Here is a 14370-nt window from a genome sequence, read left to right on the forward strand (position 1 = left end):
AAACACGCCGTGAATACGTCCATGTAGGCTCTTCGAAAACGTCCCTGTTTTCGAAGGTATTCGGAAAGGGTCCCCAGTCACCCGTACGCCCAGAGCAATAAGTTTGGCAGCGGTTATGATGAGCCCTTAAAGGACTGAACTCCTATCTTTCGGGCCCACTGAAAAGTTCGAGGGGCTGATGCCGGGTAGGCTTTTCCGGAACCTTCGAAAACAGGGACGTTTTCGAAGAGCCTCCAGGGATGGATTTACGGCGTGTTCCGGAAAAGCCTACCCGGTAGCAGTCCCAGCCCCCTAGTTACCGGACAGCACCAAGGATTTGTAGTCATGCGAAAAGCACTAATAGTAGCCATGTCCCGCAACCGGGTCATAGGCCGCAACAACAAGCTCCCGTGGTATCTGCCGGGGGACCTGAAGTATTTCAAGCAGGCCACCATGGGCAAGCCCATCATCATGGGTCGCAAGACCTGGGAGTCCATTGGCAAAGCCCTGCCTGGACGACTGAACATCGTGGTGTCTTCAAAAGAGCTTGAGTTGCCACCAGGTGTGGCGAAAGTCGGGACTCTGGAGGAAGCGTTCAAGAAGGCCGAAGCCCAGGCCATGCTGGATGGTATTGACGAGGTGATGGTGATCGGGGGAGGGCAGATCTACGAAGCGGTGCTACCGGAAACCGACCGCATCTACATTACCCAGGTCCACGCGGAGATCGATGGCGATGCCTTCTTTCCGGAAGTGGACCTGGAGCAGTGGCGGGAAATCGGACGGGAGGACTTCTCCGCGTCCGACAACAATCCCTACGACTACAGTTTCGTCGTCTACGACAGACCTCAGTCTGCCTGACGTCGCTTGCCGGCGGGTTTGAAGCCGCCGTCACGCTTGCCGCCCGGTTTACCGCCGGGCTTGTTGCCACGATAGCCGCCGGGCTTGCCACCCGGGCCACCCTTACGGAAGTTGCGTTTGCCGCCCGGGCCACCCCTGCCCTTGGGCGGGTTGGCGGAGGGCACCGGCAGCTCCGACGGAGTCTCCAGCGGCATGGTGCCAGGCTGGGCTGATTCCATCCAGCAGGCCAGGGCGCCGGCCAGCATGGCCATGTCGATGTCATTGCGCTCGGCAATATCGTCCAGCAATCCCATGGCCTTGGCGACCTTGCGATCTTCGGCAAAGCCCATCAGCTGGCTCTCGAACTGCTCCTGGCGCAGCTTCTGCAAGGCAGCCGGAGTCGGTAGTTCGTAGGCTTGCATGGGGGAGTTGGTCGCCCGCTCCAGGGTGCGCAACCAGCTGCGCTCCCGCGGGGTCACCAGCAGGATGGCCTTGCCCTCGCGCCCGGCACGGCCGGTACGGCCCACCCGGTGGATATAGGCTTCGCTGTCGTAAGGCACGTCATAGTTGATGACGTGGCTCACCCTGGGTACGTCCAGGCCCCTTGCCGCCACATCCGTGGCGACGATGATGTCTTTCTTACCCCGCTTCAGGTCTTCCACCGTCATTTCCCGCTGGCGCTGGTTCAGGTCGCCGTTCAGGGGGGCGACTGAATGGCCGCGGGCCGCCAGTTTTTCCGACAGCAGCGTGGTTTCTGCTTTCGTGCGCACGAAAATGATTGCCGCGTCGATGGGCTCTACTTCCAGAATGCGGGTCAGGGCATCCAGTTTGCGATCGCCGAAGGTGGGCAGCACGTACTGGGCAATGCGCTCCACGGTGCGGGTTTCGCTCTTGATCTTCACTTCCCGGGCGTCGCTCAGGTAAGTGTTGGCGACCCGGGCGATGGCTGGCGGCATGGTGGCCGAGAACAGCGCCCGCTGGCAGCTGTCCGGAGTAGTGGCAAGGATGGCCTCGACATCGTCGATAAAGCCCATACGCAGCATTTCGTCGGCTTCATCCAGCACCAGGGCCTGCAGATTGTTCAGCTTCACCTTGCCGCGACGCAGGTGGTCCAGCAAACGTCCCGGTGTGCCCACAATGACCTGGGCGCCCCGGCCGAGGGCTTTGAGCTGTGGGGTAAAATCAGCGCCGCCATAGATCGGCAGCACATTCAGGTGTTTGAAGCCGCTGGCATAGGTGGTGAAGGCTTCCGCCACCTGGATAGCCAGCTCACGGGTTGGCGTCAGCACCAGAATCTGGGTCGAGAGGTCGTCAGCGTTGATGCGGCTCAGCAGCGGCAGCGCGAAAGCGGCTGTCTTGCCGGTACCTGTCTGGGCAACACCCAGCAGGTTGTGGCCTTCCAGAAGGATCGGGATCGCCTGGGCCTGGATGGGTGACGGGATTTCATAGCCAACAGTACGGACAGCCTCAAGCACGGCCGGATCGAGGCCGAGTTCGGCAAAGGTTTTTTCAGACATTAAATTACCTGGTATTCGGGGTGGGGGAGCCAAAATCTGGAGTCCGGCAACTGCATGAGGCCGGTGGAAAAGAATGCGAGGCTCCTGATGCTACCGGCTGAGCGCGTCGGGGTAGCTCGTTACTCTCACCCCATAAACCCGGCTGGTATCGTCACAGACCGACCGCTTCTTTGGAAGGGCGTCCGTGGATCTGGTCACTGTCCTGACAATGACGCGGCGCAGTATACTGGGTTAGTCGCCGCTTTTACAGCGCCGATGATGATTCCGCCGTAGGTATTTGCCAACGCGACTTGTCTCCGGCCAAGGTTTGGGGCAGTCTTTGGCTCTGCTTTAATACGCAACCTCACGAATAATCTGGAGTTCAAGCCGTCATGACCTTTGAGGAAATTCTTGCATCTGTCTCGAACAACGAGGTGACCCTGCCGGCCGAGTGGGCCCAGGGTCGTGCCACTTTCGGCGGCCTCGTCGGAGCCCTGGCCTATGAACGGATGCAGGACGTGGTCACCCCCGGGCGCCCGATGCGGGCGATGCAGGTGTCATTCGTGGGGCCGGTGGAGCCCGGGCTTCCCGTAAGCCTGGAAGCGGAGCTGCTGCGCGAAGGTAAGTCGGCAAGCCAGGCCATGGTGCGCATGGTACAGGATGGCAGCACCCGAGCGGTGGCCCTGGGTAGTTTTGGCGGCGGACGTGACTCCTCCGTTACCGTGTCGCCACTGGACGCGCCCGATGCCCCGCCGCCCGAGGATTGTACTCCGACCCCTTACATCGAGGGCCTGATGCCAAGCTTTACCCAGTTCATCGAGATGCGATGGTGCTATGGTGGGCTGCCGTTCAGCGGCAAGGGTGGACGCGAAATGGGCGGCTGGATGAAGTTCCGTGAGCCGCCGGCTGAGCTTGGCGATGCCGGTGTCATCAACCTGATCGACGCCTGGCCCCCTGCGCTGCTATCGCATCTTAAAGACCGGGTGCCGTCAAGCTCGCTGTCCTGGTCGGTGGAGCTTGTGCACCCCCGTCCGGAGGTCCGGCCGGATGAGTGGCTGCTATACAAGGCGACGATTGACCAGGCCGGTGAGGGTTACGGCCATATTCACGCCGAGATCTGGAATCGCAAGGGTGAGCTGGTGGCGATCAGCCGGCAGACCGTGGTGGTCTTCGGCTGATACGTCGAGGCGCCTGTCGCTCAGGCCGCCAGACTGGGGCGGCAGGCGTCGATAATGACCCGGGCGAAGCTGTCAGCGGCATCCTCCTGCAGGAAATGGCCGCCTGACAACGTGATATGGGGTTGGCCCAGTGCGCCGGGAATGCGGCGCTGCAAGGGCCGGTGCCCGCCCCGGGTGCCGGCGTCAGAGTCACTGAAACAGGTAATGAAAGGCTTCTGCCAGCTCTCCAGAAAATGCCACAGGCGCTGACGGTTCAGGTCCTTGTGGTGCTGCCGCAGGGCGCCGGCAAAAGAGCGCGCTCCCGCCTTGTAGCGGTCATCCGGAAAAGGGGCGTCGTAGGCGGCCAGTTCTGTTTTGGTCAGGGGGCGGGTGGTGCCCAGCTGGATCAGCTGAGGAACCGGGAACCAGGGGCTGTAGCTTGCAAACATCTGCCATAGCCCGGATACCGGAGCATGGTCCTGATCAGAGCGCGGTATCACCGCGTTGGCTGCGATGATGCGGCTGAACCGGTCTGGCTGGCGCATCACCAGCGCCAGGGCGAGCAATGAGCTGCGGTTCTGGCAGACCAGGGTAATGTTCTCCAGGTCCAGCGACAGCAACCACCGTTCCAGCCAGTCCAGATGTTTTTCGAAGGAATAGTCCTGCTGGCTTGCCGGTTTGTCGGATTTGCCGAAACCGATCATGTCCGGGACCAATGCGCGCAGGCCCGCCCTGGCCACCAATGGCATCATGTGACGGTACAGGTACGACCAGCCATGTTCACCGTGTAGCATCACCACCGGAGCAGCCTGCACCGGACCATGATCCACATAGTGGAGGCGCAAGGGCGTGTCAGTGCCGACATTCGCAAATTGCGGTGGGTAAGGAAAGTCCGGCAGATCCCGGAAGCGGGATTCGTCGGTTCTCAGAATACGCATACCATCGACTGCTCTGGCTGATTGCAAGCGTGTACCCGTATGCTCCGTCTGGTTAATGCACCGACAGTCAGCGGCCGAGACCCGCCAGAGGTCTGCCCGCTTGGTGATTTAACCAGACGAAACACAGGATCGAATGGGAACAGCTTAGAGCAGATGGCGGTTTGTTGTGTGTGCTTTCAGTAACAGCGCGTTATCGATTTGAATCAGACTGCGACCCGGTTCTCGTAGTGCTGCTGCTCTGCACCTTTCATGGCCTCGTCACAGCAGTTGACGGCGCCACAGTCATCTGCGGAGCACAGTCCGATGATGTCACAGGGGAGGCTATAACGGTTCTCACCGTCGTTGGCGAAGATCCGCTTTGGGGACAGTATGGACCGGCAATGACCGCACAGCAGGGTTGGAACGGTGCTATGTTCGGCCAGTCGCGCGACGTAAAAATCATGGTATTCGCTCATGGTGGCTCCTTCTTTTCGTTGTCCTGTCTGTGCCCGCCTGATCAGTGATGAGATCGGTCGGGCAATAGTTTTTACCATAAGGACCGAATGTGACATTTAAAGGTCCGGCAATCATTAAACAGGCATTACGTAAAGTTCGTACGAAACCTTCCACCGGTTCACCGAGCCGGCGATCGCGGTCACGAATCGGGAGGGGCAGGGCGACGATTGGACCGCTTGTCTTCCCAGCTTAGTTCACGCGGGTCGTACCAGCCAAGCTGGCGCCATACCTGATCACGGGTGGCGTGGGAAAGGGTCTCCCAGAGGGTCCCGAATTCCTCCACCGCCCGGTCCCTTTGCCTCTGTTGCCGGCTCTTCAGCCGATTGATCAGTTGTGGCAGTTTCAGGGCATCGCCCAGCTGGCCCGGCACAAGTACCTCCTGCCCCATCACCTTGCGACGATGGGTCCGGCGCGCCAGTACCCCGGTCAGGGCCTCGGCAGCCTGCAATGCGGTTTCCTCGTTAAAGCCGTCGCCTGATACCATAGTGATCTTTCGCAGCCGCTGGGCTCTCCGTTACCTTCCTGTTGATCCGGATTGGTCCGACGGGGCACTTGAAAATAGTCGGCCTTTATCGGAAATACCTAAACCGATTACTATAACGCCATCCGGGCTTTGCTGGCCATTGTACGGGCTGCCCGATGGAACCATTCGTCTGACCTGCACAAAGGAATGCTGTCAATGAAGTACGAGAGCCTGGAGCGCTGGACCTTCCTGGCAAGCCTGTTACTGGTTTCGCTGGCCTTTCTGTTCCTCCTGAAACCATTTACGGGGCCGATCTTCTGGGCCGTGGCGATTGCCGTGATCTTTCATCCCCTGCAGCAGTGGCTGGTCCGGCGACTGGGTGATCGCCGCAGCCTGGTGGCCCTGCTGACGCTGCTGGCGTGCATGTTCATCGTCATCATTCCGGTGATGGTCCTTGTATCCACCATGGTGGCCGAGGGGCTGTTTATCTACCAGAAGATACAGGACGGCGACATTCGTCCAGGGGAGTATATCGACCAGATCAATCAGTCGTTCCCGGCGATCGAGGCTTTCCTGGCGCAGTTTAACCTGGACTTTTCCGAGCTGCGTGACCGGATGGCCTCGGGCATCGCGGGCGCCAGCCAGTTCCTGGCAAAGCAGGCCCTGGGCCTGGGCCAGAATACCTTCCAGTTTTTTCTCAACCTGGCGCTGATGATCTACCTGGCCTTTTTCCTGTTGCGGGATGGCTCGCGGCTGGTGGAGTTGCTGATCCAGGCATTGCCGCTGGGCGACGAGCGTGAGCGACTGCTGTTTACCAAGTTTGCCGAAGTCACACGGGCCACGGTCAAGGGCAACCTGTTCATCGCCATTGTTCAGGGGGCGCTGGGTGGCCTGATCTTCTGGATACTGGGTGTCACGGGCGCGGTGCTCTGGGGTGTGGTGATGGCGATTTTCTCGCTACTGCCCGCCGTTGGTGCGGCCGTGGTGTGGGTGCCGGTGGCTATCTACCTGGTGGCCATTGGTGACTACGTGCCGGCCGCCGTGCTGACGGCGTTCGGGGCCGTTGTCATCGGTCTGGCAGACAACCTGCTTCGGCCGATACTGGTGGGTCGGGACACCAAGCTGCCTGACTATATCGTGCTGCTTTCCACCCTTGGTGGTCTGGTGATGTTCGGTATCAACGGTTTCGTGATGGGGCCGCTGGTGGCGGCGTTGTTCATGGCATTCTGGGGGCTGTTTATCCGGGAGTTCAGCGAGCAGGAGCCGGTGCACACCCGTCCGGATGAGTAAGGGGCTGGACCACCACTACCGGGTGGCCTTGGAGCTCCGGTAGTGGTGGCTGGTGCCCCGTGCGGTTAATTCGCAGCAGGTCGGCGAATTAACCGCTCGGGACCACCAGGGCAGATTCAGTCCAGCTTGGTCAGGTCCCGCACGGCGCCCTTGTCGGCGCTGGTCGCCAGCAGGGCATAGGCCTTGAGAGCCGCCGAAACCTTGCGGATGCGGGGTGCTGCGGGCTTCCAGCCTTGCGCATCGCGCTGTTCCCGGCGTCGATCCAGTTCGTGCTGATCGATCTCCACGTTGATGGTGCGGTTGGGAATGTCGATACGGATCCGGTCGCCGTCCTCGATCAGGCCGATGGCGCCGCCGGCGGCAGCTTCCGGAGACGCATGGCCGATTGACAGGCCCGAGGTGCCCCCCGAGAAGCGCCCATCGGTCAGCAGGGCGCATTCCTTGCCAAGCCCTTTGGACTTGAGGTAGCTGGTGGGGTAGAGCATTTCCTGCATGCCCGGACCGCCTTTGGGCCCTTCGTAGCGGATGATGACCACTTCTCCCGGCCTGACCTGATCGCCGAGAATGCCCTCGACGGCTGAATCCTGGCTCTCGAACACCCTGGCGGTACCTTCGAATACGTAGATGCTCTCGTCCACACCGGCGGTTTTTACCACGCAGCCGTCACGGGCAATGTTGCCGAAGAGCACTGCCAGGCCCCCTTCTGTCGAGTAGGCGTGCGCCACGGAGCGGATACAGCCGTTTTCCCGGTCGCCATCCAGGGATGGCCAGCGGGTGCTCTGGCTGAAGGCTTCCTGGGTGGGGATGCCTGCCGGGCCGGCCTTGTAGAATTCGATAACGTCCGGGGTCGGGTTGCGCATGATGTCCCAGGTATCCAGGGCCTCGGCCATGGTCTTGCTGTGGACCGTGGGCAGGTCGGTGTTGATCAGCCCACCCCGCTCCAGTTCCCCCAGTATGCCCATGATGCCGCCGGCCCGGTGTACGTCCTCCATGTGGTATAACGGAGAATTGGGGGCCACCTTGCACAACTGGGGCACCTTGCGGGAGAGTTCGTCGATGTCGTCAAGGGTAAAGGGCACACCGCCCTCCTGCGCGGCTGCCAGCAGGTGCAGAATGGTGTTGGTGGAGCCACCCATGGCAATATCCATGGTCATGGCGTTCTCGAAGGCCGCCATGGATGCAATGCTCAGAGGCAGCACGCTGGCGTCATCCTGCTCGTAATAGCGTCGCGCATTGTCCACAATCTGGCGGCCCGCCCATTTGAACAGCCGTTCGCGGTCGGCGTGAGTGGCCAGGGTCGAACCATTGCCCGGCAGGGCCAGGCCGATGGCTTCGGTCAGGCAGTTCATGGAGTTGGCGGTAAACATGCCGGAGCAGGAGCCGCACGTCGGGCAGGCGCTGCGCTCGTATTCTTCCACCTGCTCGCCACTGGCATTGGGGTCGGCCGCGATGACCATGGCATCCACCAGATCCAGCTTATGGTCGGATAACCTGGTCTTGCCGGCTTCCATAGGACCGCCGGAGACGAATATGGTGGGAATGTTCAGGCGCATGGCGGCCATCAGCATGCCCGGGGTAATCTTGTCACAGTTGGAAATGCAGACCAGGGCATCGGCGCAGTGGGCGTTGACCATGTACTCCACGGAGTCGGCGATGATCTCGCGGGAGGGCAGCGAATAGAGCATGCCGTCGTGCCCCATGGCGATGCCATCGTCCACGGCAATGGTGTTGAACTCCTTGGCGACACCGCCGGTGGCTTCGATTTCGCGGCACACTAACTGGCCCAGGTCCTTCAGATGAACGTGGCCGGGAACAAACTGGGTGAAGGAGTTGGCCACGGCAATGATCGGTTTGCCGAAGTCATCATCTTTCATCCCGGTGGCACGCCATAGTGCCCGTGCACCCGCCATATTGCGTCCGGCGGTTGAGGTTCGTGAACGATAGTCTGGCATGGCTTCAGTCTCTTATCATGGTCCTTCGGAAAAGCTAATGAGGATACCAGATTCCAGAAAAGGCGGATGGTTGTTTTCCCACTCTGTCTTTACAATACTTCTCAGGCCGGGTGTGTGATCGGTCACCTGGCCCGTGTTTTTCCCGGGAGGACATGCTGGCGGTCGCCGGCAGTCCCGCGCAGTCCGTCACAGGGAGTTGTCCATGACCGTTCGTGAAAATCCGGATCTCAGTCGTCTGAGAGAATTCCAGTCTCTGAATCGTCTCTCAGACGACCAGCTTGTGGTGCTGTTGAATCGCGCCGAACGTAAGGTATACCGTCCCGGCCAGAGGATCCTGGAGCGGGGCGCCCGTGACGGCATGGACTTTTTCCTGCTGGATGGTGCGGTGGAGCTGACCGCGGTGGATGGTGGTAAAACCACCATAACCGCGGGAACCGACCAGGCCACGAGCGCCATAGCCCGCCTGCAGCCTCGGATGTTTGATGCGACTGCCATCAAGCCATGCCAGTTCCTGGTCATCGAACAGTCGGTACTGAACAATCTCCTTCGGTCGGCCCCCCTGGATCATTCCGACACAAAGCCTGGCGGGGACATGGACGCGGATGAGGAGCACCGGTTGCTGATGGAGTTCTACGCCGAGCTGAGATCCAATCAGGTGAGTCTGCCCAGCATGCCGGATGTGGCCTGGAAGGTCCGTCGTCTGGCCGATCGGGAGGACTCCTCGGTGGACGATATCGGCAAGGCCATCACTGCGGATCCGGCCATGGCAGCCAAGCTTGTGAGAGCATGCAACAGCGCCCTCTATCGCGGCTACGGTGAGGTGCACAATGTTCGCGATGCGGTAGTGCGGTTGGGTGGCAGGACGACCCGGCAGCTGGTAACCGTGTTCGCCATGCGGGAAGTGTTTCGCAGCCGGCAGCCGGAACTGCAGAAAGCCATGGACGAACTCTGGCATGAGGCCAGGAACGTTGGTGCTCTGGCCTATGTGCTGGCGGAATCGGTGACGCGCCTCAACCCGGAGGAAGCGATGCTGGCCGGGCTGCTCCATAATATCGGCGCGGTACCGGTGCTGGTGCATGCCGAGCACCACCCCGCGCTTGTAGCCAGCCCCGATGCGCTTCGCAGGGCCATCGAAGGGCTGCAGTCCGATATCAGCGCGGCTATCCTCGAGAACTGGCGCTTCCCGGACGTTTTCGTGGAAGCAGCCCGCCATGGCGATGACTGGCACTATGAGTGCGCCCACGACAAACCCCAGCTGGTGGATCTTGTGATCGTCTCGCGTCTGCACACCCGTATTTCCGCTGGCCGGAATGAGGGGTTGCCCGAATTCGAACAGGTACCCGCCTATCGCCGGCTCGGGGCGCTTGAACTGACCGCGTCACGCAGCCTGAAGCTGGTGAGCGCCGCGCGGGAACGGCTGGACCAGCTTCAGAGCCTGCTATCGCCACGCTGAATAACGGGTACTGGAGAAACCATTGGAGACGCACTCATTGAATCATGTGCCGTTGTTTCCGCTGAGCGCCACGGTGCTTCCCGGTGGCCGCATCCCGCTGCAACTGTTCGAGCCACGCTATCTTGACATGCTCGCCCGCTGCATGCGTGAACAGCGTGGTTTTGTGGTGCTGCTGCTCAGGGAGGGCCACGAGGCCGGCACGGATGCAGTCTTCTACGATATCGGCACCTACGTACAGATCGTCGATTTCCAGCAAATGGAGAACGGCCTGTTGGGGATTACCGCTGAGGGGTTGTGGAAAGTGGTGGTCCACCGTAATTGGCAGGCCCCGGACGGTCTCAACATTGGCGATGCGGAGCGCCTTGCGGACGAGTCTGAAGATGCGCTGCTGCCAGCCCATTCCGAGCTGGCATCGGTACTGCGTGCGTTGCTGCGGCATCCGATGGTTAACAGACTTGAGTTGACGGTGGACTTCTCCAGTGCCCGGGAAGTGGGCTGGCGGCTGACAGAGCTACTCCCCCTCGATAGCCAGGAAAAACAGCGGCTGCTGGAGTATCAGGATCCACTGGCCAGGCTCGACAGGCTCAGCTCCCTGCTCGACGCTATGGAGTGAGTGGGGCTGGGGCGTAGACTTGCATGGCCTGCGGCCACTGCCACCAGAGATACCCGCAAAGAAAGAGCAGCCACAGGGAGATGACCCCGGCGGTGACTGGCTCCATGGTCAGTGGCGAATGGTCATGACGGCTGAAGCTCGCCCTCACCAGCCCGCACACAGCCAGCCCCAGCAGGATTCCTCCAATCATATCCGAGAACCAGTGAACGCCCAGTACCACACGGCTGGCAGCGACCAGCAACATGGGAACGCTGACCGTCATGTATACTCGCCAGCGTCGCGATGGTCGCCACTCGCGCGCCACGAACGCCCCGGCCAGGCCCAGGAAGACGGTTATGCCCGCCGCATGGCCACTGGGGTAGGCGTAGCCTGACGGCAGCTGCTGAACCAGGGCGGGGCGCTCTACCGACAGCCCCAGTTTAAGGAGGGTGACACTGGCGATGGTAAGCAGCAGGGCACCGAGCACATGAACGGCAGCGCTGTAAAAACCCCGGAACCCGAGGGCAGCGGCCAGCAACAGCGCCCCGGTTACCAGCACGGCAGGATCGCCCGCCAGGGTCAGGGCGACGGTAAGTGGGTCGGTCAGCGGGTTACGAAGGTTACCGGAGATGCCAGCGAAAAACTCGTCCAGCGGTGTCAGCACCAGGGTTGCCTGGCTGAGCAGGGTCCAGAGGATAAAGCTGCCAATGGCGCCCAGGGCCAGGCTGATGGACGCCAGGGGGAACTCATCATCGCCGCTGGGGCGTTCGCTGGAGAGCCGCCGCCACATCCTGTGAGTGGTTGTATATTCGAGCATTTTCCGTTCCAGCCAACGATAGAGAAAGCTGCGGCTGCGGAGTCCCAGTTGTATGCGGAAGAACAGAAAGTAGGCAACCAGCAGCACGCCGAAGGCACCTACAGCGAGTGCATAGAGGGCCGGCGGGATCGGTTCGGGGCCGACCAGGGCCATGCCGACGCTATAGCCAGGCAACAGATAGAGCGGCGCCCATGCCAGGGCCGAGGCAATGTTGACCACGCTGAACCGCCGCGCGGGCATGTTGAAGGCGCCTGCCACCATCGGAATGACCGGCCTGACCGGGCCCACAAACCGTCCGATCACGACGCTTTTGCCGCCATGGCGAACGAACAGACGCTCTGCCCTGCGGATCATCTCCGGATAGTTTCGAAAGGGCCAGACCTGATGCAGCCGGCCACGCAGCCGGCGCCCCAGCCAGAAGCTGAAACCGTCACCAATGATGGCCCCGGCGGCTCCCCAGGCCAGAATCTCAAAGACGGGTATACCGGCTTTACCTGCAAGCACTGCCACCGCGAACAGGATGGCCACCCCGGGCACCAGAAGCCCGGCCATGGCCAGAGATTCCAGCAATGCGATCAGGAAAATAACCCCGGTCACCCAGCCGGGGTTGGCCGACAGCCATTGTGTCAGCGAGTGGATCGCGTCCTGCATCAGGCAACCTGTTGGGAATCTGCGGAAAACCAGACCCGGTCATGGCCACGTCGCCCCGCTTCCTCAAGGGCGTCGGTGGCGCGCTGTCTCAGTCGCTCGGCCAGGGAGTCCTGGCTGATGTGAGTCGTCGCTCCGATGCTTACCGTCATGCGACCAACCTGGGCCCATGGCGCCTCTGCGATGCTGCGGCGTATGCGCTCGGCGGTGACTCGGGCCCCTTCCTCATGCGTAAAAGGAAGAATCAGGCAAAAACGCCCCTGGTCTAGAAAGTAAAGCGTATCGCCCGCCCGGATCAGGGTAAACAGGTGTTCTGCCAGGCGCCGGTACAAGACCTGGGTCTGGTCGGACCCGAGCAGTTCGCGAACCTGGTTGTGGTGATCGATGTCCAGCATGAGGATAGACACCGGATGGCCCGTAGCCTTGGCGCGGCTGATTTCCTTCTGCAGGGTTTCGTCCAGGAAGCGTGCGTTATGGGCGCCGGTGATCGGGTCAATGATGGCCAGGTCTTCGGCGGACTGTGCCATATGGTCGTAGTGCCAGCTTGCCAGGCCGGCGCTGGCAACAAGCAGGACAAACGCCATGATCGCGGGCAGGCTATCCGCGACGGGCAGGGTCAGCAACAGCATTGACATGAGCGCCAGCGCTACCGGCAGAGTGACCTTCAGGGCCGGGCGTAATGGCAATACCAGAAATGCCAGAGTCAGCACCGGAAGACTCCAGAAAGCGGCAGTGGTTGTGCCGTTGGCCCACATGGCCAGCACGGTCAGCAACTCGAGTGACAGGACCAGTGGCACATGCCCCCGGGCGCGGAGTTGGTAGTTGCTGACACCCAGGGTGTAGAGGCAGCCTCCGAAACTGATGGCGCTGAGGCCCGCCGACAGATAGAACAGGGAGTAGAACCCGAAACGCAGGTTTTGCAGGGCCAGTATCGCAAAAAACAGGGTACAGAGCCCGTAGGCAAGGGAGCTGGTCAGGGTTCTCAGTCGGGTTTCTGTCACGTGGCCGGGCTCCCTTTGTTGTCACCGGGTGGGGTGTGGGTCCAGGTGCTCCAGGACTGCACGCGGTTGCCCCCTTTTTTCTGGGCACTCTGCAGGGCGCTCGCCACCGATTGCTGGAGGGTATCTGCGTCATCTCCGATATTGAGGCCAGCCACGCCGGCGCTGACGGTCACCTCCAGGTTGTACGATTCCAGCAGCGCCATCAGGCCCAGACGGATCTGTTCCGCCCGCTTGCCGGCGCCAGCGGTGGCTATGCCGGGCAGAATGATCAGAAACTGAAGGTCTGCCACCCGATACCAGGTATCGAAGTCTCTCAGGCGGGAATGCAGGTACCGACCAATGCGCGGCAGTAACGCCTGGATGTCCGTGTCGGCATCGGGTTCGCTGAGGTGGACATCCAGACCCAGCAGTATCACCGACATATCAAGGCCTTCCCGCTCGCTACGCTGGATCTCCTTGTAAAGGTCGGCTGACAGATATTCGCGGCTGGCGGCCTGGGTAAGCTCGTCGGAGCGTCGCAGCGGAACCAGCTGACGGGCCTTGTGTTCCCGTAGCAGGAAAAACAGGCCTGCCAGGGCAGTGGTCAGGGCGAGCGGGCTGATGATCTGATGGCGCTGTGGGTCCCCGGTCATGGTGGCCAGCGCCGGCATAACGAGCGCCAGCGAGACGATGGCCAGTGCCGGGCCCAGCTTTGGTGGCAGTAGCCCGAGAATGATCAGGGGCAGGGCGAACAACCAGTACCTCATGGGCTCTGTGCCCAGCCAGAGAGCCACGACCAGCACCAGTGAAAGCAGCAGCACCAGCAGGTGATTGGCAAGTTGCCACAGGCGGGGGTGATGGTGTCTGGGCAGCGCCGGGCTGGTCCATACAATGCCTGCGGCGATGACCGAGGCCAGGGCGGGAAGCGGCCTGCCCAGGAACAGGCTGAGTAGCGCCAGTGCAAGAAGTGCCAGGCTGCCCAGCCAGGCCAGGCGGCTCAGTACAAATCGCTCGGCCTTCTGGGCCATGGTATCGTCCTTCCTGCTGTGGTACTGGTGGCCGGTGCTTAGTGTCCCGTCTGGCTAATTCGTTAATCTACTGAGCCACTGAGGGCCTTGAGAGCAAGGCGCGTTGGCGAAGGTTTGGTGGTTCCAAATCGAGTCAACGCAACGCGGCTATCAAGGCCCTCAGTGGCTCCCGAAGGGCGTGACGCTGAGACCCCTGGCCGGTGTTGCCAGCCCTTGATGTGGAACCACCACACCTGCGGACTGGC

13 protein-coding genes are annotated in these 14370 nt (G+C 61.3%); 5 read left to right on the forward strand and 8 right to left on the reverse strand.

Going from position 1 to position 14370, the window contains the following annotated elements; all coding sequences use genetic code 11:
- Positions 1 to 324: 324 nt before the first annotated feature.
- A complete protein-coding gene (locus ACFOZ5_RS10140; protein WP_379886933.1) occupies positions 325 to 837 on the forward strand; it encodes a dihydrofolate reductase in 513 nt (170 codons plus the stop codon).
- Here ACFOZ5_RS10140 and ACFOZ5_RS10145 read toward each other — a convergent pair.
- A complete protein-coding gene (locus ACFOZ5_RS10145) occupies positions 825 to 2333 on the reverse strand; it encodes a DEAD/DEAH box helicase (protein WP_379886934.1) in 1509 nt (502 codons plus the stop codon). The genes ACFOZ5_RS10140 and ACFOZ5_RS10145 overlap by 13 nt on opposite strands.
- A 371-nt stretch (positions 2334 to 2704) precedes the next feature.
- Here ACFOZ5_RS10145 and ACFOZ5_RS10150 point away from each other — a divergent pair, with 371 nt between their 5' ends.
- Positions 2705 to 3490: an acyl-CoA thioesterase gene (locus ACFOZ5_RS10150; RefSeq protein ID WP_379886935.1), complete on the forward strand. Its 786-nt coding sequence runs from the start codon at positions 2705 to 2707 to the stop codon at positions 3488 to 3490.
- A 20-nt stretch (positions 3491 to 3510) separates the two neighbouring features.
- On the opposite strand, the gene ACFOZ5_RS10155 is transcribed toward ACFOZ5_RS10150, so the two are convergent.
- The 3 genes from ACFOZ5_RS10155 to ACFOZ5_RS10165 form a co-directional block, all read right to left on the reverse strand.
- On the reverse strand, positions 3511 to 4407 hold the full coding sequence (locus ACFOZ5_RS10155; protein WP_379886936.1) for a haloalkane dehalogenase: 897 nt from the start codon (positions 4405 to 4407) through the stop codon (positions 3511 to 3513).
- A 203-nt stretch (positions 4408 to 4610) separates the two neighbouring features.
- On the reverse strand, positions 4611 to 4862 hold the full coding sequence (locus ACFOZ5_RS10160; protein WP_379886937.1) for a hypothetical protein: 252 nt from the start codon (positions 4860 to 4862) through the stop codon (positions 4611 to 4613).
- A 179-nt stretch (positions 4863 to 5041) separates the two neighbouring features.
- Entirely contained in the window at positions 5042 to 5386 is a 345-nt protein-coding gene (locus tag ACFOZ5_RS10165) for a hypothetical protein (RefSeq protein ID WP_379886938.1), read from the reverse strand.
- A 195-nt stretch (positions 5387 to 5581) separates the two neighbouring features.
- Here ACFOZ5_RS10165 and ACFOZ5_RS10170 point away from each other — a divergent pair, with 195 nt between their 5' ends.
- Entirely contained in the window at positions 5582 to 6655 is a 1074-nt protein-coding gene (locus ACFOZ5_RS10170) for an AI-2E family transporter (protein WP_379886939.1), read from the forward strand.
- A gap of 116 nt (positions 6656 to 6771) precedes the next feature.
- Here the strand turns inward: ACFOZ5_RS10170 and ilvD are convergent, their stop codons facing one another.
- The gene (ilvD, locus tag ACFOZ5_RS10175) at positions 6772 to 8607 is read right to left on the reverse strand and encodes a dihydroxy-acid dehydratase (protein ID WP_379886940.1); all 1836 of its coding nucleotides are present in this window, start codon (positions 8605 to 8607) and stop codon (positions 6772 to 6774) included.
- Positions 8608 to 8809: 202 nt separating this feature from the next.
- Between ilvD and ACFOZ5_RS10180 the strand changes: the two genes are divergently transcribed.
- Positions 8810 to 10060 carry an HDOD domain-containing protein gene (locus tag ACFOZ5_RS10180; RefSeq protein ID WP_379886941.1) on the forward strand — a complete coding sequence of 417 codons (1251 nt, stop codon included), beginning with the start codon at positions 8810 to 8812 and terminating at the stop codon, positions 10058 to 10060.
- 46 nt (positions 10061 to 10106) lie between these two features.
- Positions 10107 to 10673, forward strand: coding sequence for an LON peptidase substrate-binding domain-containing protein (locus tag ACFOZ5_RS10185; protein WP_379887306.1), 567 nt, complete (start codon positions 10107 to 10109; stop codon positions 10671 to 10673).
- Here the strand turns inward: ACFOZ5_RS10185 and ACFOZ5_RS10190 are convergent.
- The 3 genes from ACFOZ5_RS10190 to ACFOZ5_RS10200 are packed head-to-tail and all read right to left on the reverse strand — an operon-like array spanning position 10663 to position 14125.
- Positions 10663 to 12120: a bifunctional DedA family/phosphatase PAP2 family protein gene (locus tag ACFOZ5_RS10190; protein ID WP_379886942.1), complete on the reverse strand. Its 1458-nt coding sequence runs from the start codon at positions 12118 to 12120 to the stop codon at positions 10663 to 10665. The genes ACFOZ5_RS10185 and ACFOZ5_RS10190 overlap by 11 nt on opposite strands.
- Positions 12120 to 13118, reverse strand: coding sequence for a GGDEF domain-containing protein (locus ACFOZ5_RS10195; protein WP_379886943.1), 999 nt, complete (start codon positions 13116 to 13118; stop codon positions 12120 to 12122). Before ACFOZ5_RS10195 ends, ACFOZ5_RS10190 begins: the two co-directional genes overlap by 1 nt.
- The gene (locus tag ACFOZ5_RS10200) at positions 13115 to 14125 is read right to left on the reverse strand and encodes a GGDEF domain-containing protein (RefSeq protein ID WP_379886944.1); all 1011 of its coding nucleotides are present in this window, start codon (positions 14123 to 14125) and stop codon (positions 13115 to 13117) included. The genes ACFOZ5_RS10195 and ACFOZ5_RS10200 overlap by 4 nt, the downstream gene beginning before the upstream one ends.
- Positions 14126 to 14370 lie beyond the last annotated feature (245 nt).

Origin of the sequence: Marinobacter lacisalsi (assembly GCF_042651045.1) — a bacterium.
Taxonomy (GTDB): Bacteria; Pseudomonadota; Gammaproteobacteria; order Pseudomonadales; family Oleiphilaceae; genus Marinobacter; species Marinobacter lacisalsi.

What these genes read in the sequence shown, in the direction of transcription:
- ACFOZ5_RS10140 (WP_379886933.1), top strand. Translation starts at nt 325, where the DNA reads ATGCGAAAAGCACTAATAGTAGCCATGTCCCGCAACCGGGTCATAGGC.
- ACFOZ5_RS10145 (WP_379886934.1), bottom strand. Translation starts at nt 2,333, where the DNA reads ATGTCTGAAAAAACCTTTGCCGAACTCGGCCTCGATCCGGCCGTGCTT.
- ACFOZ5_RS10150 (WP_379886935.1), top strand. Translation starts at nt 2,705, where the DNA reads ATGACCTTTGAGGAAATTCTTGCATCTGTCTCGAACAACGAGGTGACC.
- ACFOZ5_RS10155 (WP_379886936.1), bottom strand. Translation starts at nt 4,407, where the DNA reads ATGCGTATTCTGAGAACCGACGAATCCCGCTTCCGGGATCTGCCGGAC.
- ACFOZ5_RS10160 (WP_379886937.1), bottom strand. Translation starts at nt 4,862, where the DNA reads ATGAGCGAATACCATGATTTTTACGTCGCGCGACTGGCCGAACATAGC.
- ACFOZ5_RS10165 (WP_379886938.1), bottom strand. Translation starts at nt 5,386, where the DNA reads ATGGTATCAGGCGACGGCTTTAACGAGGAAACCGCATTGCAGGCTGCC.
- ACFOZ5_RS10170 (WP_379886939.1), top strand. Translation starts at nt 5,582, where the DNA reads ATGAAGTACGAGAGCCTGGAGCGCTGGACCTTCCTGGCAAGCCTGTTA.
- ilvD (WP_379886940.1), bottom strand. Translation starts at nt 8,607, where the DNA reads ATGCCAGACTATCGTTCACGAACCTCAACCGCCGGACGCAATATGGCG.
- ACFOZ5_RS10180 (WP_379886941.1), top strand. Translation starts at nt 8,810, where the DNA reads ATGACCGTTCGTGAAAATCCGGATCTCAGTCGTCTGAGAGAATTCCAG.
- ACFOZ5_RS10190 (WP_379886942.1), bottom strand. Translation starts at nt 12,120, where the DNA reads ATGCAGGACGCGATCCACTCGCTGACACAATGGCTGTCGGCCAACCCC.
- ACFOZ5_RS10200 (WP_379886944.1), bottom strand. Translation starts at nt 14,125, where the DNA reads ATGGCCCAGAAGGCCGAGCGATTTGTACTGAGCCGCCTGGCCTGGCTG.